Consider the following 22,504-nt stretch of genomic DNA (forward strand, 5'->3'; position numbering starts at 1 on the left):
GTCAGAGGGCGGGCTCCATTTCATTATTCGCAAACCTATACGCAGAAAGGGGCCTTGTGCAATCATCCTCGAACAGGGGATCAAATGTTGTAACGATATGCATGGTCTGCTCATCGTCATGATCATGCCCGCGCAGCGCCATCGAGCAGCGCAGCTCGCGCGCTGCTTCCAGCAGGCTATCCGACATATGATCGCCCGACAGAAGATGCAGGAAGGCAGCCCGGCGGAACAGAAGGCCAGGCTCCATCGCGTGATCCGGGTGCGGACATCCCAGGATGATCTGCTCCTTGCCTTCCAGGGCGCCGCCGAACTCACCCAGCCAAAACTCCTCCAGGCTCCAGGCCTGGCGAAGCATTTGCATCAGCTCCCGCCCTGTCCGCAACGTGGCCCCGACGCTTGCAAGCCCTTCAGCCTGCTCCGGCCACACTTCACGCAGGGTGCGCGCAACGCTGTCGCGGAACGCGCGCAGGATCTCAAGATCAGAACTTGTTGTGTCACCGGCTTGAAGCGCCATGCCCGCCAGCCGGTCCTGAGAGGTTTTGCCGCCTTCAGGCGCCGAAGGCCGCTTGAGGGTTTCTGTCTTTCCATACCGGTCAAGCATGATCTTGGGGGAAGACAGGAATTCCGCCTCCATATCCGCGAGCCGTTCATGCCCGCGCTCGTCAAGCTCCATGCCAAAGGCAAATACCGACGGATCAGCCGGGATGCCGCTGAACCAGTCCCCGAGGGGCTTTTCCCCAGATGAGAGCGGCGGCGGCGGACCCAGCAGGCTCAGGTAATCCAAGGGGATCTCAGGGCTGGCAGCCCGCTCCTGCGGGAAAAGGGTCAGGTCGGGCGGTCCGCCTGCAAACCTGGCCGGACCGGATTGCTCCGCAGCAAGCTCGCGCCGGATATCGAGGGTCATGGTTTCCTGATCCGGTGCCTTGGATTCCGCCGCCGCCTGCTGTTCCGGCGCGGCCGTCACACCCTCACAGGACATGATCGCCTCGGTCAGAAGCCCCACAAGAAAGTTCCGCAGCTCGGCGCGGTCATCACGGCTGGCCCGGGCGTCCTCCATCAAGCGGCAGGAGACCAGCGTGGTTACGGTTCCTTTTTCAGAGTAGTCCTGACGATCTGGAACTTCATATTTCGCAGACAGGTGTCTGCAAATCTTCTGCCGGAGTCCCGGGTCAGGAATCCGCTTTACGATTTTCTCGCAATGCATTGCGTTGAACATCCGGTTGACGTCCTCGGCAATGCTTTCCCGTGTTTGCTCTTCTGACATTTGCAGCCCTCCTAGAGGCCATGATCCACACCGATACCGGCGCCGATGCGGGAGCGCCAGAACGTCACCGAAACCCCGCTCGGCATGTCCGGATCGCTTTCTATGATGGTCCGGCACAACACCTTGATATCGCGATCAACCAGGTGGGAGCCCTCAATGATAATCTGGGGACAGTGCTCCAGCAACGGCCTGGCAAAGTATTCAAGATCCGTTTCGGATGCCTCGAGCCCTTCGCTGTCGACCAGATATCCCATGACGCCCGGCCCTTCTGCACGCATCTCAAATCCCTCAAGGGTCGACCGCGCAGTGAACAGCGCGCCTTCCTCCCGGGGGATATGGAGATCGCAAGCAAGCATGCGGGTCATGACCTCACGGCCTTTCGCACCCTTGATGGGGCCCAGCTTGATGCTGCCATCCATCATGGGCACAAAAGACACAGGTTTTTCTGCTTCAGAGTCGAAGTTCATGCCTGACCTTATAACGGGAGCTCGGGCTGGGTTTCATCCACATTTGCGTTCTTCCCGGACCGGGTCCGGGTTTTGTTCACCCGTACTCCAGATGCGCCGGCGTCGCCAGTCACAATTTCCGATGAAGCGCGCCTCGTGGTCTTCATCCCCCGATAACTCATTGTATTCACTGCGCGCTCATCGGTTTCCATTTTTGCATGAAGTGCAAGTCCCATTTTCACATCCAGTGAATTCGGCACAAACAGATATCCGATGTCGCAAGCCTGCTCTTGCCCAATCCTCCAGATGCGGTCCTCGATCTGCGTCATGTTCGAGGGGGACCAGTCCGGCTCCACCACACGCATCCGGTGTGCCGCGGTCAGAGTGATCCCGGTTGCTCCCGAGAGCGACATGATGAACAAACGGGAATTCGGATTTTCCTGGAAGGCATCCACTTTGGCCTGCGCCTGCTGCGCATTGCCCTTGGAGCTGCCATCATAGACAAGCACCCCGCCTGGAAACTCGGCTTCCGCCATTTCGGCAATCTTGCGGATAACCTCTTTGTGGTGCGCAAAGACCACCGTCTTCCGGCGAAGATCGGCCGGAAGATCCTTATCGTCATGCAGCTCGTCAATGATGAAGCGGGCCGCATGGGGCGCCTTGAGAACGCCGAGGTTTTTTCGCACACGCGCGATTTCCGAGAAATGGGGGCTTCCCGGGTTCATGCCGCCGATTACGTCAATGACTTCACGGGCCTGCCGTGTCTGTCCGGCGGTCAGCTTCTTTCCGCGGATGCGATCGTGGATTTCATCCAGGTCCGCCTCAGCCTGCTTGAGAACCTCCAGATCCTCCTTGGAGAGGCGGAATGGCATCTCGATCGGGGTGCGCATCTTGGGCGGCAGATCCGTATCCCGCTTCAGGCGCCGGATGAAGGAACCCGACCCGCGCATGCGCATCTGCAGTTCCAGCTCGCGGATCGGCTTGCCGGGCATTGGAACGATAATCTTGCGCGGCTTGCCCCCTTTGAACTTTGACTGCACCTCCCGCTGGATCAGGATGGGAGGCTCATACCGGTTGAGAAAAGCCTGCCGCGCCTCAGGGCCCCTGCCCCAGATATCCGGCCGGCTTGAGGTGAGCAGCGGCCACAGCTCGGCGACCCGGTTCGGCTTGGGTGTACCGGTCAAATGGACCAGCTGCCCGTTCTTGTTCATCGGAATAGGTCCAAGGCCCTCAAAGCTGTCGAGATCGCCCAGAATGGCCTGGGTCCGCTGGGCCTCAGGGTTCTTCAGGTTATGGGCCTCGTCAGTGATCACCAGGTCCCAGTTGATCGTGCGGATCTTGTCGATGTTCTTTTGGGCGATATCGTAGTTGATCACTACGATATCCGTATCAGGGAAGGTTGAGCCTTCAGCGTAGCCCACGGTCAGATCACGGTTGATTTTCCACTTCTCAATTTCGCGAACCCATTTCAGCTTCATGTTCGCCTGGCAGAAAAAAATGGCCCGTTTCGCATCCGGGCGGCCATTGAGTACGCCGATACCCTGAATGGTTTTCCCGAGCCCCATGTCGTCAGCAATGATGGCCCCCTTGCCGCTGTCCACCACCATTTGGATGCCGCCCTTCTGGAAATCGAAGTAATCGATCCCCTCCGGGGCCGGCACAGCGAAATCATCGGGAGCCTTCTGGGTCTTGCTCAGCGCGATATTGCGGCTGGCTGCGCCAAGCGCCTTTTGCATTTTCTGCTTCACGGCCGCTGGCATGTACATTTCCAGGTTGCCTGCCAGGAATGGATCGCGAGTCCGGTAGGGCCTGGTGCCGAACCGCTCTGCAATGGCAGGCGTAGGCTGTTCGATCGGTGTCCAGCCCGCGCCCTCAAGGAAGTTGCGCCGCTCCCAATGATCCTCTGAGCAGTTCGCGATAAAGTCGACCGACCCGGCAGCAACAACGAGATCCACCCCTCCGCCGGTGCGCTTGTTCGGGCGGCCGATAAAATGATCAAGGTTGTCCCCATCGCCCCTGCCTTTTACGGCCTGTTCTATCAGGCGGGCGGTATCCGGCTTGAGCTTGCACCCGTACTTTTTTCGCAGAATATCTGCCAGATAGACGGGAGGCGCGCCAATGGAGGGCATCGATGACCAGATCGAATAATCGCCCTCTTCATTGATGCCGTTCATGCCATGCAGGAACATGAAGCGTTCCATGCCCGTATTGAACAGTTCAACCGGCCCGCTCGCAACTAGGTTCCACCGCGGCCGATCCCCATCGAATTTCGGGGCTTTCTTTTTGAGTTCCACATTAATGGGCATTGCGCGCTCCAGTCTGATTTTAACAGATCGTATTGAGACCTCCCGAAAGAACAAAGAACGGCCGGCGCGACACAACGGTTTTCATGTGGATATCTGCGAGAAAAGTTGTGATCAGGCATCGCAATTGACGGCTCAACTGTCCCGCGAGCGCTTCAAGGCAGCCACATCTTCAAAGAATAGCGCCGCAAAACCAGGGCGGCAATTTTTTGCGCAAGCCCCTTCATGCTATGGAGTTTTCTTGACAACTGGCAAAATCGCTGATGCGAAATACCAAAAAATCAAGTGGCCTCCCGCCAAATCTGGTGGGGAACTGGTTAAAATGCGGATTTCTCACCTCAGAGCGCGAAAAATATGTGGACAAAGCGCGAAAATCATGTTGAGAGTTGATCATTGAGCGGCGCATCGAATGCTTCTGACGCAACGGAAAACAGCGCCTTCGCAGCAAGGGAATGCACGCCCCGGATGGGGCCGTGAGGATCTGACAAATGATTTCCAGACGCTCCGCACAAGCGGGAATAACCGAAAGGAAAACCGGATGACAGCAGCAGACGACATCGTTGAATCTGAGGTTCAGAAAATACCCGAACCATCTGCTGAAGCAGCGAAACTGAGTTTCAAGGTTGAGGAAATTACGCCGGAACGCGCTTCCGAGATGCTGGAGACGGCTGTAAACCCTCATGAAGACCGCAAGGCTATCGCGACCTATTCGCAGGCCATGGCCAATGGCGCCTGGATCCTCAACGGCCAGCCGATCATCTTCGACGAAGACGGTCGCCTCATCGATGGCGTCCAGCGGCTGAATGCCTGTGTGTCCGCAGGTGTCCCCTTCAAGACCATCGTGGCCCGCAATGTTCGCGCCGATACACTCCATACGATCGACCAGCACCGGCGGCGTTCGTACCAGGGGGTTCTGGAAAGCCGCGGCGTCCGTCATGCGGGCAAAGTCGTCCGCACCATGTCAAAGCTGATCCGCATTGAAAACGGCAGCCTCGGACGTGAAAATCTGCCGATCAGCTGGTCCCGTTACGACCGGGTTCTGGCTGCAAACCCTGAGCTGCTCGAGGCCTGCGACATCGCCGAGGCAACCAAGGGCAGCATGCTGCACTCCACCGCGCGCCCGGTTCTCGCCTTCATGGCGCTGCGCGCTGGCCTGAAAGAGGAGCTCATGAGCTTCCTGCGCGAACTCGGCCCGCATCGCACGGCCGGCCTGGACACCCCGCCGGGTATTTTCTGCATGCATCTCAGCATTCTTGAGCAGAAAGATACGTCTGTCCATGTGGACCACGCTCTGGCGCTTGCGACCCTGGCCTTCAACGATCACGTGCAGGGCAAGAAGGTCAACAAGCACTATGTTTGGGAGGAAGACTACGGGTCCACGCCCATGGACGACGATGGCAAGCCTATCTCCCGCGCGGCTCTGCGGGAGCATGCTCCGGCCAACCTCGGCCTGCCCCTGGTAGACGGCTATCCGGGCCTGCGCGATGGGCGGTATGATACCAGCTCCACCACTGATGAGTTCGGCGGCCAGATCGACGAAGAAATCCAGCACGGAACGCAGACCGATGAGGGTAAGGAGCGCGTCAAGATGATGACGGTGACACCCGCCATGGCTCGCAACTGGCTGACCTTCAACTCCGGGAACCGCAAGATCCAGAAGAACCACATCGAGGTCATCAAGCGCGACATTCTGAACGGCCACTGGATGCTCAATGCCCAGCCGATCTGTTTCACGATGGATCCGGAAGCGCCGGTCAAAGGCAATGCGGCGCCGAAGCCGCGCTTGCTCAATGGTCAGCACCGTCTGCATGCGATCATTGAGGCTGATGTGCCGATCGAAGTGCCAATCGCAGTCGGCATCCCGGATGAGGCTTTCGCCACATTCGACACCCACGCGAAGCGCACCGTCCGCCGGGCGGGCAACCGGGTCGATGATCGTGTTCTGGCGGCCGCCGGCAAACTGCAGTGGAAAGAGGATAACAATCTTCCGCTGACCGGCACGGGCAATACGCCTTCCACAACCGAGATCATCAACACCTTGAACGATCACCCGGACATGGCAAAAGCCTTCCCGCGCGCCCGCCGCAAGGGCATGACCGATATCGGATCGGCCGGTGTGATGACCTATTTCATTTACCGCGTTACGCGGGAGCATGCGGAGTGGGGCGAGGATTTCCTGGACGGCATCGAGTACGGCGCCGATCTGGGCAAGGACAACCCGATCCTCAGCCTGCGCAATATGGCTAAGGGCCGCCGCGGCGGGCTGAGCCGGGCCGAAACGCTGACCATGCTCATCGAGCACTGGGAGACCTACAAGGCCTGGCGGAAGAAGAAAGACAAGAAAAGCAGCGACAGCCAGCTTAAACTGGTTTGATGCCTCAACACCGGGATGGCATCGAGGGCGGGTTCATCCCGCCCTTTTTTATTGCCGGGTAGCGCTCAAGCCAGCACAGGGCGACCAAATGTTTGCGAATTTCTTATTCTGAAGTCTTGCGGAATTTGCGAAAAAGTATCATGCTTAACGCAAAGATTGGAGATTGGAATGCAACATGATCGATCGTTTCTACGAGCCGTCACACACAAGGATTACAGGACCACGCTCATCAAGCTGCTCGATGAGGGCTGGTCTGCAGAGCGTACCGGGAAGAACCATTTCAAGCTGACACACCCTCTTGCGGGAAAATCCGTCATTGCATCAGGCACCCCCAGTGACCGGCGCGCCTCGGTGAACCTGGTAGCGGAGTGCAAGCGGGCATTGCGCCTCGGCGCTCAAGTCACCCCTGCCCCGCAACCGGCCCAGACCCTTCTGGAAGAGCTGCGCTCACCGGATGAGAGCTCGGGCAAGAAACGCAAGAAGAAGGATCGCTGGACCAAGTCGGATCGTGAAATGCGGGATCTACGCAACCGGCGTGCTCTTTCGGCTCCGCAGATGGATGTAACACCGCCTGTCTTGCCGCCAGTAGTTTGCGAAAAACCATCGCTCAATATCACCCCCGACAGATTGAAAGAGTCCCTCATGCAGCAAGCCGCCCAGAAAAAGCTCCAGCCCTCCGAAACCGCCCCGGCAACGACCCATACCACGCCGGCTCCCGCGGAACCGGTCGTGATGCCTTTCCCGCAGGACGCGGTGGCGGCTCCCTCTCCCTCCGCTGGACTGCAGCCGCTGCCAAAGGATCTTCTCGCAATTGCCATGAAGATTGTCCGCGGCGAACTGAACACGATCGAAGTCACTCCGGAAATGGTGGGCAAGACGATTGTCCTGGACGGTTCGGGCTGGATGATCGACGGCGCGCTCCCTGCCGGGCAGATCGCGGGTGCCGGGCAGAAACCCGCGCGCGAAATGCCTCCGCATGATAACCGCGCCGCAGCGGATGATCTGATGACGCGCATCAGGAGCGTCTTTGAGGAATTCTCCGCCGAATGGATCTCCGTGGCGCAGATTGCTGACCTGGTGGACAATCTGAGCGGCTGCAGCAGCCGCGCACATAGCGAAGCCATCCGCCACCGGCTGAAAATCCTCAAGCGTGAGGGGGTCGTGCGGCAGAAAGATATCGGCGCAGGCGGCCGCAAGTCGTTCCGCTACCGTTTGAAAACCTAAACCCTGCCACGAGGCAGACCGAAGGCGGCCAATGGCCGCCTTTTCAAATGCAGAGCCCGACCCTCTCGGGAGCAATTCGCAACGAGACTTCAGAATGACCACACTTTACTATCGCCTGTCAGGCACCACCGATCCCGAAGAACGTCTGGAGGATGCCTGCCTCTCCAAAGCCATGCATGACACCTACGGTTCCAGGATCACTATCCTGCCGCCGGAAGCCAGTCCCCCCGCAGACGCGACCGTCTTTGGCCGCGGCCGGCAGCTGGGGTTCGGCACATCTGGATCCGGCCAGGCCAAGCTGGACTATGCCCGTGACCCCGGGTTCCTTTGGGGGATTTCCAGATCTTTCAAGGTTTGCGGGCTTCAGGAAGCGGAGTTGGAAGTTGCTCGGCTGCATGCTGCCGGCAAGGATGCCTTTGTAAAGGCAATGCAGGAAAAGCTCATGACGGAACGGGTTCCGCGCGGGATGAGCCTGCACGAGGCCATCGGAGATATGGTGTATTCCTTCATCGAGCGGCCCGACTGCCTTATGGTCCAGGAGCACGTTGCAATGCGCAATGAGCGCCGCCTGGTATTCGTGGACGGCACGCTGGTCACGCATTCGCCGGTCGCATTTCATCTCACCCCACTGGATCGCTCCAGACTGGCGGCAGAGACAGGCCGCCCGGCCGAAGAATTGCATTACACAGACCCCGAGAGCCGCACCCCGGTTTGGAATGCTGAGCTTTCCCGGCGGATGGTCCGCTTTGCTAACGAGGTCGCCGCCCGCTCGCGGTTGCGCACGATGACGATTGATGTGGCGGAGCTGGCAGATGGCAGACTGGAAGTCATCGAATTCAATTCGGGATGGCCTGGCAGCTTTGGCCTCTTTGCCTGCGATCCATACGCAATTGCCAAGGCCAGCAGCGCACTCCTGCCCGCGGATCCGGCTGGGGAGGTCCGGTGCCGGAAAGTGGAGCACCTCACCGCGCCCGCGCCCCGGGAAGCGGCCGCGGATACCGATGCCGATTGGTGCGACGAACCGTAGCCGTTTTGCATTTTCGCCCATCCGCAAGAAGCTTCAATCCGATTTTGCGAGGATCCGGAATGTTTAAGAACATCGATGAAGTATGGCATGTTGGCTCTCTTGACCCCGCCAGCCGCACCAGGCGGCCCTCTCTCGAGGGCCCTTGCCTTTCTGTATCTGTGGACCCGCAGGACTGGGGGCATATTGCGCGGATTGCGGGCCCTGTGTGGACGCTGAATAGGCCAGGCGCCAAGTGGCTTGACGCCTGCATCCTGACGGATGCAGATCGGGCGGGCATCATGTCCTGGGCTGAAGCGGAAGGGCTTGCTGAACCTTGTGAGCTCTGGCGCGCCTGGATTTACGATTCCGAGGCGGACAGCTGGTCCTACATGACCTGCGCTGATTACGAGTCCGCTCTCGAAGAGATCGACGGCGACACGCTTTGCGACGGCGTCCCGTCTGAAACGGGGGGGCTGGTGGACAGCGTTTCGGGCTGGTCCCTGACGGATCGCGGCATGGAAACCCTTGAGCGGTGGGCGGATCGTCTGGACGGCGAAGCTGGAGCGATCATTCTCTATGCCATGCTGAAATTGGCGCCCGAAATGCCAGAGCTGGCAGGGATCTGGTGGAACGAGCTTCATGATCCTCTGGCCCTGTCGTGCCCGCGGGGCGGCATTCTGCCGGAGCGTCTTGGCGATTTTGAGATCGCCGATGAACTTGGAGATCTACCGCCATTCAGGCAGGATGAGGGCATAGAGCCTTGATGTGCCGTCTTGCCGGTCCCGGATCCGTGCCCCCTGCAATGCCAAAGATCTCTTCCTGAAACCGATGCAGCACTCATGATCCCGGCCGGGCCGGCCCTGATGCCTTCTTCTTGATCGAGAACCGGATCGTCTCCGGATCATAACCGCGCCGTACCAGCTCTTCGATCAGCGACGGCTCCCATGTCTGGCTCAAAGGGCCCGTCCACTGCACCGCGCTGAAGGCGCAATGCAGCAGCGCGCGATCAGCACGCGCCGTGCCTGCGCCGCCCGCATAGACCAGGTCAGCACTCTCCCCGTCCAACTTTCCCCATTGGGCTTTCAGCTCGCCGGGAGCCGGGCGCGGCGCCGAGAAATTCCGCCGCCCTGGTGCGGCCCGTTGCCAGGGCCGGGGCGCGCGCAGAGCCTTGTCCGATGAAATATCATACTCCATGGGCTCATCGAGATCGATCGGCGGCGGGAGACGCCCGCAGAGCAGCGTGTCGACCGCATCGATGATCTGCCGTGCGGTGACAGGCCCAGCCATGCGCCGATCAGGGGCAGAGCGGACCGCACAGGACCGCAAATAGCAAAGCCGCAGATCCGGGCTGAGATGGTCGATGAAATCGTCGCCGATAGTCCTGACCGATTGCGGAACGGAAATGCGCAGCCTCTCATTGGGCTGGCCCGTTTCATCATAGAGCTCCAGGCTATCGATCGCCTGGACAAGCGCATACGGGCTCAGACTCCTGAAGACGCGGGCGTCGGGGTCCATAAGCGCCGCGACGCCGCGCAGGACAAACAGCGTTGCGGCGCAAGCCTCGATATTCCGGCCCGCCATATCAGGCAGCCGCCTTTGCTGTGCTGGCCCATTTGGCAAGCTTGGGCTCCGCCATTGCCGTGATCGCAGCATCATCCGCATCCCGGACCTCATAGCTGACAATGCGGATCGCTGCGCCCAGAGCCGCAAGGATAAGCCCTGAGGATTGCCCGTGCCGCTCCAGGTCATTGGTGATGCCTCCAAGGCAGGCAGTGATGCGGCGCAGTTCCGCACGCGGTTTCCGCGCGGATTCAGAGGCCAGCGCCTCCCGGACGACATCGGAAGCGATGGCGCAGATATCACCGCTGTGGGTCAGCCGCAGCAGGTCAATCAGACAGAGCGCCAGATCGATCGCCTCGCCCGCGACACCGTCCTTCCCGGGCGCTTTGTAGGAGGCGCCGCGGGCAATGATGATCTCTTCTGCCAGCTCGCCCAGCTCAGTCAGCGAATAGTCCAGAACATCCAAGGCCGTTCGGCCATTGTCGATTTCTGCGGCCTTGGCGACGATCGTGTGAATAAATTTCAGCATGATATCTCTTTTTCGCATTACACGCAGGTGAGGCTATGATATTGTTTTTCGCATATCAACGTGAGAATTTGCAATGCCGAATGAAATTCAGATGCCCGACGTGATTGAGACCCTCTTCTGGTATGACGGGCCAGTCCTCTTCACGGCAGAATTCCTCGGAAAGGTGCGGCTTGTGACCTTGCTGGATCTGGAGGACAGCCCGGAGGGGGTAACTGCCATCTACATGGTGTCCTCTCCAGATCCTGACATGATGACGGCGATGCGGGAAAACCGCCTGCCCCTGCGCGATGCCTCGGATACAGGCCCCCTGTTCCGGCTTGCGTCGCAGTGGTTCCCTGACGGCAAGACCACCTATGAGGAGGTGGAATCCTGGCCCGAGGACACGCTGCCGGATCCCGGTGTGCTCTTGTCGCTTGAGACGGCCGGGTAGGTCTGCCGATCCAACCGCGCCTCTGCGAAAACAAAAAACCATACAGGCCTCCAGAATGACAAGACCTGCCGCTTTCCGCATGACCGTCGACGCGCCGAGCGGGAACCGGGGCGTGTTCTACCTGGTGCCTTTTGCCGGTGACCGGGAAGGCAAGCATCACTTCGTGGATCACAATCACGCGCGGAATTTCGTGCGCTACCTGTTCTCACAGAGCAAGGCGCATCCTGCGAATGCCCATACGGTCCGAAACCTCTATCGCGAGTTCGGCGATGACGCCCGGCTTCTCAAGGAAGGATACGTGGATAGGCCCAAAGCGCTTCTGGACGACTTCCTGCGCAGAAGGTTCCCGGCCCGCAACGCCCATGAGCAGCTGATGGATGACGGGTGCTATCCGTTCTTTATCCTGCAGGCGGCCGGAGGCCCGCTCATCAGCAATTTCGTGCATCGCAAACCGGGCGGAGTCAGCTTCAGCCATCCTGCGCTCAACGCCCTGAAGTCCGACCTGCGGTACCGGGGCGACAGCTGGGGCAGCCTCGCACAGGATGCCGTGCGTTTTGCGGGCAAGGACCCCGTGCAGCCCTTCTCGAAGGTTCAGGACGCAGAAGCGCTGCGCCTGTCGGAGATCTTCCTGCATGCGGTTGTTCGCAAGCTCATGGGGAACGGCCCGCAGGTGCTCCTGACGGTCGCGCACCGCGATCAGGCAGGCCACAACCCGCTCTATCATATTCACCGGTTGGTGCGCAAAGGACAGCCAGGGCCGGGCACTGCCTGAGCGGCGCCCGGCCCTGTCCGATCAGAACCCCGGGCTTTCTTCCGAAACTGCCTCAGGCCGCGGCAGTTTTGACCAGATCCAGTCGTGTTTCGGCGCAGGATTTGGCGACGGGCGGGTCTGCTCCGGAAGCGTGCGCCCTTCGATGAGCGGCAATGCCTCCGCCTCAACGAGATTGCGGCCCGCAGCGGCCTGAAGCTCCCGCCACGCCATCCGGGTGAGCCATGCAAACTCCCTTGCCGCATCGGCAACACTGTCCTGATCGAGCGCCTTCATAGGCCGGTTCCCCATGCCCGCCGGGACCTGCCCGATCGCCAGCAGCACAAAAGCCGGATCATCCGTATCCACCGCGGCAAGAACTTTGTCGCCCTCGATGAGATCCACAAGCGGGGTTTCATCGGACACCGGCTCAGCTGCTCCCGATCTGGCAAGAAAGCTTGCGGGGATCGGTCGGCCATCAAAGAAGATCTGGGCATACTCCATGTCCCTGCGGTTGATGGTCCGCATCTCGATCCCTGCGCTCCCCTCCGTGACAGGGGTCTCGCCCAATGCCACAACAACCTTGTCACGCTCCGCCGTGTCATACGTCTCCAGAACGACACTGCGGTCCTCCGCGGCTTTGGCCAATTCCGCCTTGGCCTCCCGGTTGAGGACGGCAACCTGGCGCCGGTAGGCTGAAATGGGAGCCTCGCCAAGATCCAGCATGCATCCATGCACATCCGGCAGCGCGCCGCGGTAGCCGCGCATATTGAAGTACAGCTCACCCTTGCGAATGCCATTTACAAGGACATCGTAACGCGGCTTCGTTTCCAGCATGTGTGGAGACTTTCGCGCCTGCAGCGTGAGCTTGAATTCGGGCATCTTATTCATGTGCTGTCCTTCGCATGCGAGTTTCCCCATCATCCCAGTCTATGATGAAAGAATACACGGTTTGTTTTTTCGCATCTCCTCGGTAATGTTCGGGAAGTCCAAGGGGGATTCCGATGAAGCAGTTTCTGGTCAATTGTGACGCCAGCCAGAGCGACAGCTCATATGTTGTGAACGCTGAGAGCAGCGAAGAGGCCGCCAGGATCTATATCGAGGCCAGCTTCAACGGGCTGCTGGCCGAACACGTCGAGGATATGGAGCCGCACGGCACATTGCTCACCAAGACGCTCCCGCCCCTTCACACCGAGGGTTTGAAATCCTGGGAGGGGCTGCGGGAGGCCCGCTTTGATCTCGACGCACTTATCGAGGACTACCACGCCGCGGCGGAGCCGGAACCCGCGCCAACCCTGTAAGGAGCCTTCTGATGGCAAAGTTTTTGCAATGGTCCGATCTTCATCGCGAGTTTGGCTCAGCGGAAGCCCCGGTCCCGTTCCCGTTGCCGACTGAGGCCTGCCCGGCGGGCTCTGTCTATGCCATCCTGATTGCGGGCGACCTTGACCGGGCCAGCAGCCATGTTGCTTCCCTGGTGGAGATCCATCAGGCGTGGCAGGTGCCCGTCGTGTCGATTTTCGGCAACCATGAGCCATACGGCTCAAGCCAGGAGGAAACGGTTGCGTGCGTTTCGCAAGATCTCGCGGCCGCGCGCGCCGCCGGCCATGACATCCACGTCCTGGACCGGGATGAGCTGATCATCGGTGACACACGCATTCTCGGCGCAACGCTCTGGACGGATTTCGACATCCTCGGAAGTCGGGAAGCCCAGATGTTTGGGGCCGAACATCTCATCAACGACTACCGAAAGGTCCGCAGAGCGCCTGGCAGTGATGAAAAGCAGCGCGCCGAAGACACACTGGCCTTTCACCGCCGCGATCGTGCTTGGCTCCTGGACGCGCTGGCCCGGCCTTTTGACGGGAAGACCCTGGTCATGACGCACCATCTTCCGGTTCCCGAGGTGCTCGCGCATAAAGCCGGCAAAGGCGCATACGCCCCGGCCTATGTATCCGATATGCGTGCTGACATTCTCGGCCTGCAGATCGACATGTGGGTCAGCGGGCATACGCACTGGGCGCGACGCGGCCTGATTGAGGGGCTGCACGGGCCAATTGCCTTCTCGGCAAACATGGGCGGCTATGTTCGCTCCGGCCAGCGGCAGCCCACGAATTTCGAGCCTTACCGCCTGATTGACATGGATGCGCCCGAGCTGGGCCTGGATGAAATAGGCATTGAGGACCCAATTCTTGCCGGCCTGCCCGGCGCCGCCGAGATCCTCGCATCGCTGCGCGAACGGGACCTTCAGCCGGACTGACACCGGGCCGCGGGCAAGGATGTCAGCGGCCTCGAACATTGCAAAATTCATTGCCGTTGCAAAATCTAAGTGATAGTTTTTCGCAAACACTTTGCGAGGAGCCGAAGACGGTGCATTTTCTATCCCATCAGCTGCCCGGCGCATCAGCGCTGCGCGAGGCCCCATGCCTGCGTCCTGAGTTGCCAGGAGCACGATGATGAGCACTTGTTCCAAATGCGGCTGCAGGCTGCCGGACGCTGACGGGCGGGGCAGCGTCAACAACGAGCGCGAGATCCTTATCCGGGTACCCGAGCGGGACTTTCCGCTGATGCGGAAGACGTTTCGGGAAATGGAAACCAAACTTGGCATGTACGGCTATGGCGAGTTGGCAAACAAGCTCAAACCCTATGGCGACCTGTTCAGAGAGGACTGGGAGCGGTGGCGCTACTTCGATGATGGGGCGATGGCCATGGCGATGTTCGGCATCGTGAATGGGTTCCGCGCACGCGTGAAGACCTCCCCCGGCCGCCCGGACCGCGTGATCGTTAAGGTTGAATTCGAGGTGCGGGACGGCAATACATCTGAAATCAAACTCGCCGACAATGCGACCGAGGAAGCGGCGAGCTGGTTCCAGGACTACTTCGCCGATATTTCAGCCCGCCTTGCCCCGAATGAAGAGGACATGAAGACATGAAGGCCGAACCGCTCCTGCTGCAGAAATCCGAGAGTCAGCCGAACTCATTCAGCTGGCACGAGCCGGGCTATCCCGCCACGGAGGGCACGCTCTCAGTGGCCCTTTATCAAAACGGCACATCCTGGAACCTGTCTCTGGCGACCAGCCGGGATGGCACCCCCGACGACCTCCTGGTCTTCAAGGTGGACAGTCCGGACACCGGCACTGCCGGGTATGCCAGCGAGGTTCTCGATATGCTGGCGGTTACGATCGGCAATGAGACCTGTGAGGACACGGTTCGCGATGCAATCGTAAGCCACCCGCTCTCCCGGGGCTTTGCCCTTGAGAGCGCCCCGCAAGATATTCTGTCACAGCCGCTGACGGCGGCAGATGTTGAAAGCCTGGCTGAGGAATGCGTGAAAGCCTCGCGCCGCCAGAACTGGCTGTGCGGACTGGAAGTGCTGTCACGCGACCCGGACAATGGGCGCGTCTTCCTGCGTGCAGATCCTGAGGGCGCTCGTGAGCATCTTTGGGAGCAGTTGCCGGCGGCACCGGAAGATGCGGATCTCATCGTGGCGGCCGAAAGTCACGGGATGGTGCCGCTGTTCGGCTTCTTCCTTGGTGAGAATCCGGTCTTCGATGTGGAGACCGATGCACTGGAAGGCGTCAGCGAAGCCCGCGCCTTCAATGGCGATCTGGTCCATCACGGCGACATCTGGGTGTCCAAGCTCATCATGACGCGCCTGGGCGTCCCGGGCGGCGCCCCGGAGGATCTCCGCTTCAGGATCGAGTGTGCGCTGGATCGGATTTGGGAAGAGGCCAATAGCAAGTCGGCCCCCGCCCCAAGCAGTCTTGCCGCCCCCTGAAGGGAGGTGTATCCCGCCTTCCTGCCCGAAACCGCGCGGGGGCAAGCAGCCCCCGCCATCAGGCATCCCATGGCTCCCGATCCCCTATGTGCCAGGTTTTTGATGAGCCAGGAATGCACCAAGAAAGACCATGAACAACAAAGACCTTCTAATTGAACCCGAGCTTTGCCTGAAACGTGGCGAAGTCGTCCGCCTCATTCCCGATGTGAAGCCCAATATCGCCATCCGCGCGTTTGATGATGCTCTGCTTGCCTCGCTGACCGGGGATCTGATTGGCGGCCTCGAGATTTCTCGGGGAGAGGCCGAGGGGGCGTCTATGGGCGGCGATTATACGCCCCACGTCATCACCCCGCACGGCGCCCGACTTCTGCGCAAGCTGTTCGAGGCCGGCGTCGTCGAACAGAAAACGAAACGAGCCTCCAAGGACCTTTCCGCGCTGGACGCATACATCGGCAGTGAAGCGGAGCTGATCGAGAAATCCATTGAACTGCGGGAAAAGCGGCGCGCTGACCAGGCAGCAAAGGACGCGGCCTGGCAGGCGCGCGAGGAGCTGGCAAAAGCCATCGCCGCGGATCCGTCAATTGCCACCCTGGAGGACATTTCCGCCAGTATGATCGATCGCATCTTCATCCACGCCCGCGGGTATGGGCAGGGCGGCGTGCTGAAGCTGGCGGGCTGCGAATGCCACAAGGATGTCTACCGGTACGTTTCAAATAGCGGAAATCGTCAGCCCCCCAAACCCTACTGCTGGTGGTTCGATCCAGACGGAAACCGCCACGGGGAAACTATGCCATCGACGCCGCCAAACCGCCGCAGCGATCCGGCAAGAAACTGGGGAGCGGGGCGCGATTAGCGCCCTGCCCGGAAGGGCTTCGTATTTTCCGGCGATGGTGCGAAAATTCTTTTGACAAAGGAGAATTCCAATGCCTGCCAAAGACTATCCCAGCATCCTGCGCCACCTGAGCGAACGGCGTGCAGCGCAGTTCCGTGATATCGTCGAAACCCTTGAGGCCGCTCAGGCCGCCGGCGCCATCGCCAATGCCCGGTACAACGACGCGAAACTCCCCTTTTCCCGGGCGATCGAGGACGCTTGGGACAAGGCGGTTCAGCGCCCCTATCTGTGGAACCGGGATTACCCGGCAGGAGATGCCGAGCGGGACGCGATGGGCGCCTTCTCCGGCAGCCCGGCACCGCATCTGATGGGCTCTTTCACCAAGAAGGCGATCGCTTTGGGCGATACCCCGGCAGGGGTGGCGGTCCGGGATTTCCTTGAAGAAATCTCTCCGCTGATGGAGCTGATGGCGCATTGCAAGACGATCACCGTCAAACGCCAGCCAAAGGCGGAAGAACCGCGGCCGTCGGAGGTTTACAGCGCTCCTACGGCATCTGGAACCGCCATGGGTCAAGTGAATGATGCACTGAATGCGGTCACAAAGGAGGCCCGCGACCATCTGGCCTCGCTGATCTGTGCAAGGGAGGAGAGGGTCCTCAACCGGTACCTCAAGGCAGTCAGCGACAACATGCAGCCGGAAGAAGGCAAGCGCCAGCTGCGCGATTTCAGCCCCTACGCGTTTGCGCGTCAAATTGGCCACGGCCAGGCGTCCGCGGACTTGCGCAAGCCTCTGGAAGCGCTGACCCAGCACCGCTTCGACGGCGATAAGAAGATCGTGGTCTACGAAGCCCGGGACGATTTCCGCGACATCCTTCAGGAGCGGTCAGTCAAACAGGCGGATGAGCTCTGTGCCGCCTTCATTGACCGCAACCTGGCAAAGCTTGCCAGCATCGTGGGCGCCAAAGGCAACTTCTCCGGCATCGAGGTCATCGGCCATGCGCCGAACCCGGCAGGCATGGACGCGAGGCTGCGCGTCAATTTCGACGACGGCTCCCATTTTGAGGCGCGGACTTCCGTCGTCTGGTCGGCCTCCCCGCTCGGCACGCCATTCACCCGCTTCCCGGTGACATTCCATTATGTGGTGACACCTGACGGGGAGATGACCCGGAAGATGTCGCAAAAGCAGATGAACGAGGACTTCATCGCGGCCTCCCGCCCTGATCAGGAAGCTTCTCCGTCCCCCTGAGGCGATTTTGCGAAAATCAATACCTTGACTTGCAGCAAGCCATCGGGGACATTTGCGGAAACAATTCATGAAATGTTTTTTCGCATAGAGGGGTGCGCCAGCCATGAGGATCGAAGGTGAACATATCGCGGTCCGGATCGTTGCCGACGGTCCGGATCTTTTCCGGAAACTGGCTGAGCAGCCATTCACCGATCACTTGACCCTTGACGAAACCGAAGCGGTTGACGTGGTTCAGCCGGGCTCTTGCCTCATTGAATCCTCCGATGGCACCCGGCACTTTGTGAGCATCCAGTCCGGGCGCATCAGCGGTCCGGCAAAGGTCATGCAGGTGCTTGCCGAGCCGCCCGAAGAACTTCTGAACGCGGAAATCCGGCGTCAGGCCTCCGGCGCGGACGGCAGCAGCTCCAATTCGGCGGCCCGGGATAAGGCGGCCAGCAAAGCCATGCGTCCGCTGCTTGCGGCTGGCTCAGCTGTGGCGGCAGCAGCCGTCATCTCCTATCCGTTTTTCTACGAAATGCCTGTGGAGTATCAGGCCGGAGCCTTCTGCCTGGGCGCGTTGAATGTGCTGGCTGCCATCCTCCTCGTCAGGAAACCGGGTTGCAGGACCGAAGCACAACCCGTCTGAAGAGGCGTTGCGCCGCCAAAGTAAGGAACTGCCTGATGGACGAGCAGATCATCAAGTACCCGCGGACCCCGCATATCGAGGGGTCGAAGCTGCAACCCGGTGACAGCGGCCATGATCAGATCACGATCGCGAAGCTGCGGGAGCAGTACCCGGGTGCCGCGTTCATCAGTGAGGAGAAGCTGGACGGCGCCAACACCGGCCTCTTTTTCGACCGCAATCTGGACATGACCCTGCAGTCGCGGGGACATGCCCTTCGCGGCGGCGCGCGGGAGGCGCAATTCAACCTCTACAAACAGTGGGCCTGTCAGTTCGAGGCGGAACTTCTGGAACGGCTGGAAGACCGGTACCGCACCTACCATGAGTGGACCTTCGCCAAGCATACCCAATTCTATGACCGGCTGCCGCACTACCTGCATGAGTTCGACATCTGGGACATGAAGGAGCAGATCTGGCTTTCGACGCCACGCCGCCACGCGCTCTTGGAGGGTTTGCCGGTGGTCTCTGTTCCCGTGATCAGCACCGACTGGCCGAAGGACGGCAAGCATCTGGCCTCCATGGTCGGCCCGTCGCTCTACAGGAGCAAGGAATGGCGCGAAAACCTGGCCGTGGCAGCGGACCGCGCTGGGGTCGATCCTGATCGGGCGCTCATGGAGGCAGGTGCGGACAAGCCGGATGCGGATCTGGCAGAGGGCATTTACATCAAGATCGAAGACGCGGATCAGGTGCTGGCCCGCTTCAAATATGTCCGGAAGGGATTTTTGCAGACCATTCTCGACAGCGGCACCCACTGGCATGACCGGCCCATCGTGCAGAACCAGCTGAGATGCGACGTGGAGCTGTTTCCAGCCGCCGGAGGTCCTGGCTGGTGAGGGGCATGACCGAGAAGGAAGTCATCGAGCAGATGTACCAGCAGGACCGCAAGCAGGCCCGCCGAAATTACATTGAAGCCGTCACGGAGGCCAGGCGCCTGCGGGAAATGCGCCTCGATAACCTGCAGAAAGACAGCAAGAAGGAGCAACCTGGCTGTGACGCATGAACAACGCCTCGCGCAGCTGCGCGAACTTCACCGCACCATCGCTGAGATCGCCCGGCAGGACGTCAGTTTCCGCCGTGCAATTGGCCGCATCCCGGATGAGGTCGAGAGCCTCATCGCGCATCTGGCGCGGGATCCGGAGTGCTGGCGCCTGACTCGGTCCCTGCACGCAGTGCATGTGCCTTCCTTCGCAGCCGCGGTCGGTCTCTATGCCCAGATGCCTTCGGGCAGCGATGAGTTCGCGGAGGATCGCGCAGCGATCCACACCGCTTTCAGTCGGGCGGAAACCCTGTTTGCGCAGGCCCGCAATACGCTCGACGCAGGGATCGTGTGCCGGGCGCGCCTCGAAGCAGAGGCTCTGGCAGACCGGGCCCCTCTGCCCGCACCTGCCCCTGAGCCTTCCGGCCGGTTCGGCCGCATCACCTCGGGGCTGGGAAGTCTCGGAGCCTCGGCGGTGAGTTCCTTTTCAGACACGGCAGGCGGCATGTTCGAAGGGGTGGCCACTCGGGTCGCAGCTCTTCCGAAACTCGGCAGCGCTCTCGGCGGCTCTTTCATCGATCTGGTCTCGGAGAATGTCACGTCACCCGTAGCGGTCCGCTTGGGAGCGTCGCGCAGCGCCATTGCAAGCGCCGCGGCTACCGGGACCGGCCTGGGTGTAGCCATCGGCATCCTCTGCCCTCCCCTGCTGCCTTTGGCGGCCGGGGGCGCGGTTCTCGCAGCGCTGGACGCCTACTCACAAGGGGTGGACGAGCTGTCCGCTTTGGAAGCCGCGGAACGGGACAAACGGCGCCAGGCGCTGGCCGCAAGCCGTGCCCAGGCGCTGCGCGAACTGGCGTTCGGGGCCGGCGCTCTTCAGATCGAAAGCCCGGATCTCAGCCTGACCGTCGATGCCGAAACCGGCGCTGCGGATGCGGTTGTTCTTTCCGGGCCGCACGCGGGGCGCTCATATTCCAGCCTTACGGACGAGGAACGCGCTGAGATCCAATCCCGGGTGCGCAGGGGCAGCAATGGCGATGAGGGCCGCGGCGGGTCGGGGCGCTCATACTCCAGCCTTACGGACGCGGAGCGCGCTCAGATCCAATCCCGGGTGCGCGGGGGCAGCAATAGCGATGAGGGCCGCGGCGGGTCGGGGCTGCTCATCCTGGACATTCTTGCTCTGGGTCTGACAGCAGCGGTGGAAAGCTGATGGCGCCAACGACAGCATTTGTGTCCATCGACTATGATGAGGCTGATCCGGCCAGCTACCGGGGCGTTGAAGTCACCTTCGACCGGAAGCGGATTGCCTACTGGGGCACCGGCAACCCTCAGGCCGACTGGGCCAGTTTCCGCGCCTGGCAGGATGAGCGCTCATTCGGCTTGTTTGTTGGCACCTTGAGTTCGGTCACGCATTTTCTTCACGACGTGCCAGGCTGGCGCATGATTGAAGATGCCCGCGGCCGAGAGATCCTGGTGCCTGAAGACCGGCCCGGCTTCGAGGATGTGAATGGCGTTCTGATCCCGCCCGCAGCCGCTCCGAATATGTGAAATGTCTACATGCAACCCGGATGCAGAGGCATCCGAAACTCAAGGGCCCATCTGATGACCTTAGCACCCATCACCCCCGAGGAAGTGAAAGCTGGCGCCGCCGGCGCCATTCCCGAATTTGTCCTCGAGGCATTCAATGCGCTCCTGGCTCAAAAGGCCAGGAATGGACGCGCCACCATCTACCAGGATGAAGTGATTGATCTTATCCTTCAGAAGGCGCCCGAACCCACAAGCCGCGACATGATTTTCAACCGAAACTGGCTGGATGTCGAAAGCATCTACCGCTCGGCCGGCTGGAATGTGACCTACGACAAACCGGCATACTGCGAGACGTACAAAGCGCATTTCATCTTCAAGATGCGCTGAGCCCGCTTTCTTTGCATCAGTTTTTCGCGTAATGTCCGGCGTCGCAACAAGGTCATTGACCGGTACGCGGCGGGGCAAAGATAGTTTGCCCCGTTTTCGCCGGAACATGCGAATTTGCATGTGAAAATCAAACGCCGGAATGACTCAAGCACCGGGACACACTGCAGGGTTCCGCAACACTCGCAAGGATCTGGGTATGCAGAATTTGGACGCGCAGGACACCGGTTCTGCGCTTATGGCTCAAAGGACACTGCGCGACGAGGACGGGCGCCTGTTCCCCGTTATCGAATTCGACAATGGCTGGACCATGTCACTGCAGGGCGACAAGGCGGGATACGCCTGTGAGCCGCGCCAAAAACTGGAGGCGCTGCAGGACTACCGGACATTGGAAGTCATGATCAGCGCTCCGTCTCTTACGCCGGTCGACCCGGCGCGCCTCGGCCTGCCAGCGACGGTGCTAGAGAAGTTCACCCCCACCAGTCAGGATGGGCCGCACCTGGGCCTCTATATGAACTGGGCGGACATTGCCGCATTGAGTGAAGCTGTCAGCCTGGCAAGCAAGCAGCCGCTTGATCTTCATGGGGTTTATATTCTGTCCGGCTCCGGCCCGGAAGGCGCCTGGATGGAGCCCCATCCCAGCCGTCAGGCCGCGATCGTACGCACCGGACAACTCCTGAGCATCGACCACAACAGGCCGGAAGCTGACCATGACCAATTCTGGGAGACGGCTGCGATCGCGGCCGCTGAAAGCGGCATGACCTTGCACCTGGCAAAGCTGGATCCAGAAACGCTTGCCTCCGAAACGGTGTGGTCACACCCGGCAAAACCCGAGATCGATTGTTTGGAACCATCAGCATGAACACCTCATCAAAACACATCAGTGACGAAGCCGTCCTGGCTGTCAGAAAGGTTGTTGCGGCGCTACAGGAGAGAGACTGCCACGGCGCAGTCACTCTCTTGGGGATGGCCGTGGGACGCAATTCGAGATCAGAGGGCTCCAGCGAAATGATCCTTCGCTGGGCCTCAGAAGGGCCGGATCCGGACGAGCTCTCCCTGTATTGCGGCAAGGCCATTGTCCGGCCGATGCGCGAGGAGGTCTTCGAAGGCTATATCGATGAAATCGTGTCGGCCTTTGATCTTGTGGCCGCTGAGGCCGCGGTCCGGGAAGAGCCGGAACTGATGCCAGCCTGATTGCCGCCTTATGATGAGCAAGGGAGCATAG

The 22,504-nt window shown here is 60.5% G+C and carries 27 protein-coding genes; 20 read left to right on the plus strand and 7 right to left on the minus strand.

Annotation, left to right across the window (positions count from 1 at the left end):
• Position 1 precedes the first annotated feature (1 nt).
• The 3 genes from CAER_RS0105165 to CAER_RS0105175 are packed head-to-tail and all read right to left on the minus strand — an operon-like array spanning position 2 to position 4,070.
• Complete coding sequence (locus CAER_RS0105165; RefSeq protein ID WP_027234354.1) at positions 2–1,264, minus strand: hypothetical protein; 1,263 nt, start codon at positions 1,262–1,264, stop codon at positions 2–4.
• Positions 1,265–1,275: 11 nt separating this feature from the next.
• On the minus strand, positions 1,276–1,731 hold the full coding sequence (locus tag CAER_RS0105170) for a hypothetical protein (protein ID WP_027234355.1): 456 nt from the start codon (positions 1,729–1,731) through the stop codon (positions 1,276–1,278).
• Positions 1,732–1,739: 8 nt separating this feature from the next.
• The gene (locus tag CAER_RS0105175) at positions 1,740–4,070 is read right to left on the minus strand and encodes a DEAD/DEAH box helicase (RefSeq protein ID WP_154667689.1); all 2,331 of its coding nucleotides are present in this window, start codon (positions 4,068–4,070) and stop codon (positions 1,740–1,742) included.
• A gap of 481 nt (positions 4,071–4,551) precedes the next feature.
• On the opposite strand from CAER_RS0105175, the gene CAER_RS0105180 reads away from it, so the two are divergent.
• The 4 genes from CAER_RS0105180 (at position 4,552) to CAER_RS0105195 (ending at position 9,381) form a co-directional block, all read left to right on the plus strand.
• Positions 4,552–6,387, plus strand: coding sequence for a hypothetical protein (locus CAER_RS0105180; protein WP_027234357.1), 1,836 nt, complete (start codon positions 4,552–4,554; stop codon positions 6,385–6,387).
• A 168-nt stretch (positions 6,388–6,555) separates the two neighbouring features.
• Positions 6,556–7,611, plus strand: a complete 1,056-nt coding sequence (locus CAER_RS29610; protein ID WP_036796895.1) for a hypothetical protein — start codon at positions 6,556–6,558, stop codon at positions 7,609–7,611.
• Between the two features lie 94 nt (positions 7,612–7,705).
• The gene (locus tag CAER_RS0105190; RefSeq protein ID WP_027234358.1) at positions 7,706–8,638 is read left to right on the plus strand and encodes an ATP-grasp domain-containing protein; all 933 of its coding nucleotides are present in this window, start codon (positions 7,706–7,708) and stop codon (positions 8,636–8,638) included.
• Between the two features lie 278 nt (positions 8,639–8,916).
• Positions 8,917–9,381, plus strand: a complete 465-nt coding sequence (locus CAER_RS0105195; protein WP_154667690.1) for a hypothetical protein — start codon at positions 8,917–8,919, stop codon at positions 9,379–9,381.
• A 73-nt stretch (positions 9,382–9,454) separates the two neighbouring features.
• Here the strand turns inward: CAER_RS0105195 and CAER_RS0105200 are convergent, their stop codons facing one another.
• Entirely contained in the window at positions 9,455–10,198 is a 744-nt protein-coding gene (locus CAER_RS0105200) for a hypothetical protein (protein ID WP_027234360.1), read from the minus strand.
• A gap of 1 nt (position 10,199) precedes the next feature.
• Positions 10,200–10,706: a hypothetical protein gene (locus CAER_RS0105205; RefSeq protein ID WP_027234361.1), complete on the minus strand. Its 507-nt coding sequence runs from the start codon at positions 10,704–10,706 to the stop codon at positions 10,200–10,202.
• 73 nt (positions 10,707–10,779) lie between these two features.
• Between CAER_RS0105205 and CAER_RS0105210 the strand changes: the two genes are divergently transcribed.
• Both CAER_RS0105210 and CAER_RS0105215 read left to right on the plus strand, forming a co-directional pair.
• The gene (locus tag CAER_RS0105210) at positions 10,780–11,136 is read left to right on the plus strand and encodes a hypothetical protein (protein WP_027234362.1); all 357 of its coding nucleotides are present in this window, start codon (positions 10,780–10,782) and stop codon (positions 11,134–11,136) included.
• Positions 11,137–11,215: 79 nt separating this feature from the next.
• The gene (locus CAER_RS0105215; protein ID WP_027234363.1) at positions 11,216–11,908 is read left to right on the plus strand and encodes a hypothetical protein; all 693 of its coding nucleotides are present in this window, start codon (positions 11,216–11,218) and stop codon (positions 11,906–11,908) included.
• 21 nt (positions 11,909–11,929) lie between these two features.
• Here CAER_RS0105215 and CAER_RS0105220 read toward each other — a convergent pair whose 3' ends face one another.
• Entirely contained in the window at positions 11,930–12,775 is an 846-nt protein-coding gene (locus CAER_RS0105220; RefSeq protein WP_027234364.1) for a hypothetical protein, read from the minus strand.
• 113 nt (positions 12,776–12,888) lie between these two features.
• On the opposite strand from CAER_RS0105220, the gene CAER_RS0105225 reads away from it, so the two are divergent.
• The 6 genes from CAER_RS0105225 to CAER_RS0105250 all read left to right on the plus strand — a co-directional run bounded on the left by CAER_RS0105225 (position 12,889) and on the right by CAER_RS0105250 (position 17,734).
• Complete coding sequence (locus CAER_RS0105225) at positions 12,889–13,185, plus strand: hypothetical protein (protein ID WP_027234365.1); 297 nt, start codon at positions 12,889–12,891, stop codon at positions 13,183–13,185.
• Between the two features lie 11 nt (positions 13,186–13,196).
• Positions 13,197–14,138 (plus strand): metallophosphoesterase, encoded by a 942-nt coding sequence (locus CAER_RS0105230; protein WP_027234366.1) that lies wholly within the window; start codon positions 13,197–13,199, stop codon positions 14,136–14,138.
• A gap of 196 nt (positions 14,139–14,334) precedes the next feature.
• On the plus strand, positions 14,335–14,811 hold the full coding sequence (locus tag CAER_RS0105235; protein WP_027234367.1) for a hypothetical protein: 477 nt from the start codon (positions 14,335–14,337) through the stop codon (positions 14,809–14,811).
• Entirely contained in the window at positions 14,808–15,656 is an 849-nt protein-coding gene (locus CAER_RS0105240; RefSeq protein ID WP_027234368.1) for a hypothetical protein, read from the plus strand. Before CAER_RS0105235 ends, CAER_RS0105240 begins: the two co-directional genes overlap by 4 nt.
• Positions 15,657–15,786: 130 nt before the next feature.
• Complete coding sequence (locus CAER_RS0105245) at positions 15,787–16,509, plus strand: hypothetical protein (protein WP_027234369.1); 723 nt, start codon at positions 15,787–15,789, stop codon at positions 16,507–16,509.
• A gap of 70 nt (positions 16,510–16,579) precedes the next feature.
• Positions 16,580–17,734: a hypothetical protein gene (locus CAER_RS0105250; RefSeq protein ID WP_027234370.1), complete on the plus strand. Its 1,155-nt coding sequence runs from the start codon at positions 16,580–16,582 to the stop codon at positions 17,732–17,734.
• A 16-nt stretch (positions 17,735–17,750) separates the two neighbouring features.
• On the opposite strand, the gene CAER_RS29615 is transcribed toward CAER_RS0105250, so the two are convergent.
• Positions 17,751–18,011, minus strand: a complete 261-nt coding sequence (locus tag CAER_RS29615; protein WP_154667692.1) for a hypothetical protein — start codon at positions 18,009–18,011, stop codon at positions 17,751–17,753.
• Positions 18,012–18,014: 3 nt separating this feature from the next.
• Between CAER_RS29615 and CAER_RS0105255 the strand changes: the two genes are divergently transcribed.
• The 8 genes from CAER_RS0105255 (at position 18,015) to CAER_RS29625 (ending at position 22,473) form a co-directional block, all read left to right on the plus strand.
• Positions 18,015–18,359 (plus strand): hypothetical protein, encoded by a 345-nt coding sequence (locus CAER_RS0105255; protein WP_154667693.1) that lies wholly within the window; start codon positions 18,015–18,017, stop codon positions 18,357–18,359.
• 35 nt (positions 18,360–18,394) lie between these two features.
• Entirely contained in the window at positions 18,395–19,228 is an 834-nt protein-coding gene (locus CAER_RS0105260; RefSeq protein ID WP_036796898.1) for an RNA ligase family protein, read from the plus strand.
• 5 nt (positions 19,229–19,233) lie between these two features.
• Entirely contained in the window at positions 19,234–19,395 is a 162-nt protein-coding gene (locus tag CAER_RS29620) for a hypothetical protein (RefSeq protein ID WP_154667694.1), read from the plus strand.
• On the plus strand, positions 19,385–20,578 hold the full coding sequence (locus CAER_RS0105270) for a hypothetical protein (protein WP_027234373.1): 1,194 nt from the start codon (positions 19,385–19,387) through the stop codon (positions 20,576–20,578). Before CAER_RS29620 ends, CAER_RS0105270 begins: the two co-directional genes overlap by 11 nt.
• Positions 20,578–20,916, plus strand: a complete 339-nt coding sequence (locus CAER_RS0105275) for a hypothetical protein (RefSeq protein WP_027234374.1) — start codon at positions 20,578–20,580, stop codon at positions 20,914–20,916. Before CAER_RS0105270 ends, CAER_RS0105275 begins: the two co-directional genes overlap by 1 nt.
• A 54-nt stretch (positions 20,917–20,970) precedes the next feature.
• Positions 20,971–21,282 (plus strand): hypothetical protein, encoded by a 312-nt coding sequence (locus tag CAER_RS0105280; RefSeq protein ID WP_027234375.1) that lies wholly within the window; start codon positions 20,971–20,973, stop codon positions 21,280–21,282.
• Between the two features lie 196 nt (positions 21,283–21,478).
• Positions 21,479–22,141: a hypothetical protein gene (locus CAER_RS0105285; protein WP_027234376.1), complete on the plus strand. Its 663-nt coding sequence runs from the start codon at positions 21,479–21,481 to the stop codon at positions 22,139–22,141.
• Positions 22,138–22,473, plus strand: coding sequence for a hypothetical protein (locus CAER_RS29625; protein ID WP_154667695.1), 336 nt, complete (start codon positions 22,138–22,140; stop codon positions 22,471–22,473). Before CAER_RS0105285 ends, CAER_RS29625 begins: the two co-directional genes overlap by 4 nt.
• Positions 22,474–22,504: the final 31 nt, after the last annotated feature.

Origin of the sequence: Leisingera caerulea DSM 24564, from assembly GCF_000473325.1 — a bacterium.
GTDB classification, from domain to species: Bacteria; Pseudomonadota; Alphaproteobacteria; order Rhodobacterales; family Rhodobacteraceae; genus Leisingera; species Leisingera caerulea.

Coding starts and splice junctions, on each gene's coding strand:
- CAER_RS0105165 (WP_027234354.1), bottom strand. CDS start 1,264: ATGTCAGAAGAGCAAACACGGGAAAGCATTGCCGAGGACGTCAACCGG.
- CAER_RS0105170 (WP_027234355.1), bottom strand. CDS start 1,731: ATGAACTTCGACTCTGAAGCAGAAAAACCTGTGTCTTTTGTGCCCATG.
- CAER_RS0105180 (WP_027234357.1), top strand. CDS start 4,552: ATGACAGCAGCAGACGACATCGTTGAATCTGAGGTTCAGAAAATACCC.
- CAER_RS29610 (WP_036796895.1), top strand. CDS start 6,556: ATGCAACATGATCGATCGTTTCTACGAGCCGTCACACACAAGGATTAC.
- CAER_RS0105190 (WP_027234358.1), top strand. CDS start 7,706: ATGACCACACTTTACTATCGCCTGTCAGGCACCACCGATCCCGAAGAA.
- CAER_RS0105195 (WP_154667690.1), top strand. CDS start 8,917: ATGTCCTGGGCTGAAGCGGAAGGGCTTGCTGAACCTTGTGAGCTCTGG.
- CAER_RS0105200 (WP_027234360.1), bottom strand. CDS start 10,198: ATGGCGGGCCGGAATATCGAGGCTTGCGCCGCAACGCTGTTTGTCCTG.
- CAER_RS0105205 (WP_027234361.1), bottom strand. CDS start 10,706: ATGCTGAAATTTATTCACACGATCGTCGCCAAGGCCGCAGAAATCGAC.
- CAER_RS0105210 (WP_027234362.1), top strand. CDS start 10,780: ATGCCGAATGAAATTCAGATGCCCGACGTGATTGAGACCCTCTTCTGG.
- CAER_RS0105215 (WP_027234363.1), top strand. CDS start 11,216: ATGACCGTCGACGCGCCGAGCGGGAACCGGGGCGTGTTCTACCTGGTG.
- CAER_RS0105220 (WP_027234364.1), bottom strand. CDS start 12,775: ATGAATAAGATGCCCGAATTCAAGCTCACGCTGCAGGCGCGAAAGTCT.
- CAER_RS0105225 (WP_027234365.1), top strand. CDS start 12,889: ATGAAGCAGTTTCTGGTCAATTGTGACGCCAGCCAGAGCGACAGCTCA.
- CAER_RS0105230 (WP_027234366.1), top strand. CDS start 13,197: ATGGCAAAGTTTTTGCAATGGTCCGATCTTCATCGCGAGTTTGGCTCA.
- CAER_RS0105235 (WP_027234367.1), top strand. CDS start 14,335: ATGAGCACTTGTTCCAAATGCGGCTGCAGGCTGCCGGACGCTGACGGG.
- CAER_RS0105240 (WP_027234368.1), top strand. CDS start 14,808: ATGAAGGCCGAACCGCTCCTGCTGCAGAAATCCGAGAGTCAGCCGAAC.
- CAER_RS0105245 (WP_027234369.1), top strand. CDS start 15,787: ATGAACAACAAAGACCTTCTAATTGAACCCGAGCTTTGCCTGAAACGT.
- CAER_RS0105250 (WP_027234370.1), top strand. CDS start 16,580: ATGCCTGCCAAAGACTATCCCAGCATCCTGCGCCACCTGAGCGAACGG.
- CAER_RS0105260 (WP_036796898.1), top strand. CDS start 18,395: ATGGACGAGCAGATCATCAAGTACCCGCGGACCCCGCATATCGAGGGG.
- CAER_RS29620 (WP_154667694.1), top strand. CDS start 19,234: ATGACCGAGAAGGAAGTCATCGAGCAGATGTACCAGCAGGACCGCAAG.
- CAER_RS0105275 (WP_027234374.1), top strand. CDS start 20,578: ATGGCGCCAACGACAGCATTTGTGTCCATCGACTATGATGAGGCTGAT.
- CAER_RS0105280 (WP_027234375.1), top strand. CDS start 20,971: ATGACCTTAGCACCCATCACCCCCGAGGAAGTGAAAGCTGGCGCCGCC.
- CAER_RS0105285 (WP_027234376.1), top strand. CDS start 21,479: ATGCAGAATTTGGACGCGCAGGACACCGGTTCTGCGCTTATGGCTCAA.
- CAER_RS29625 (WP_154667695.1), top strand. CDS start 22,138: ATGAACACCTCATCAAAACACATCAGTGACGAAGCCGTCCTGGCTGTC.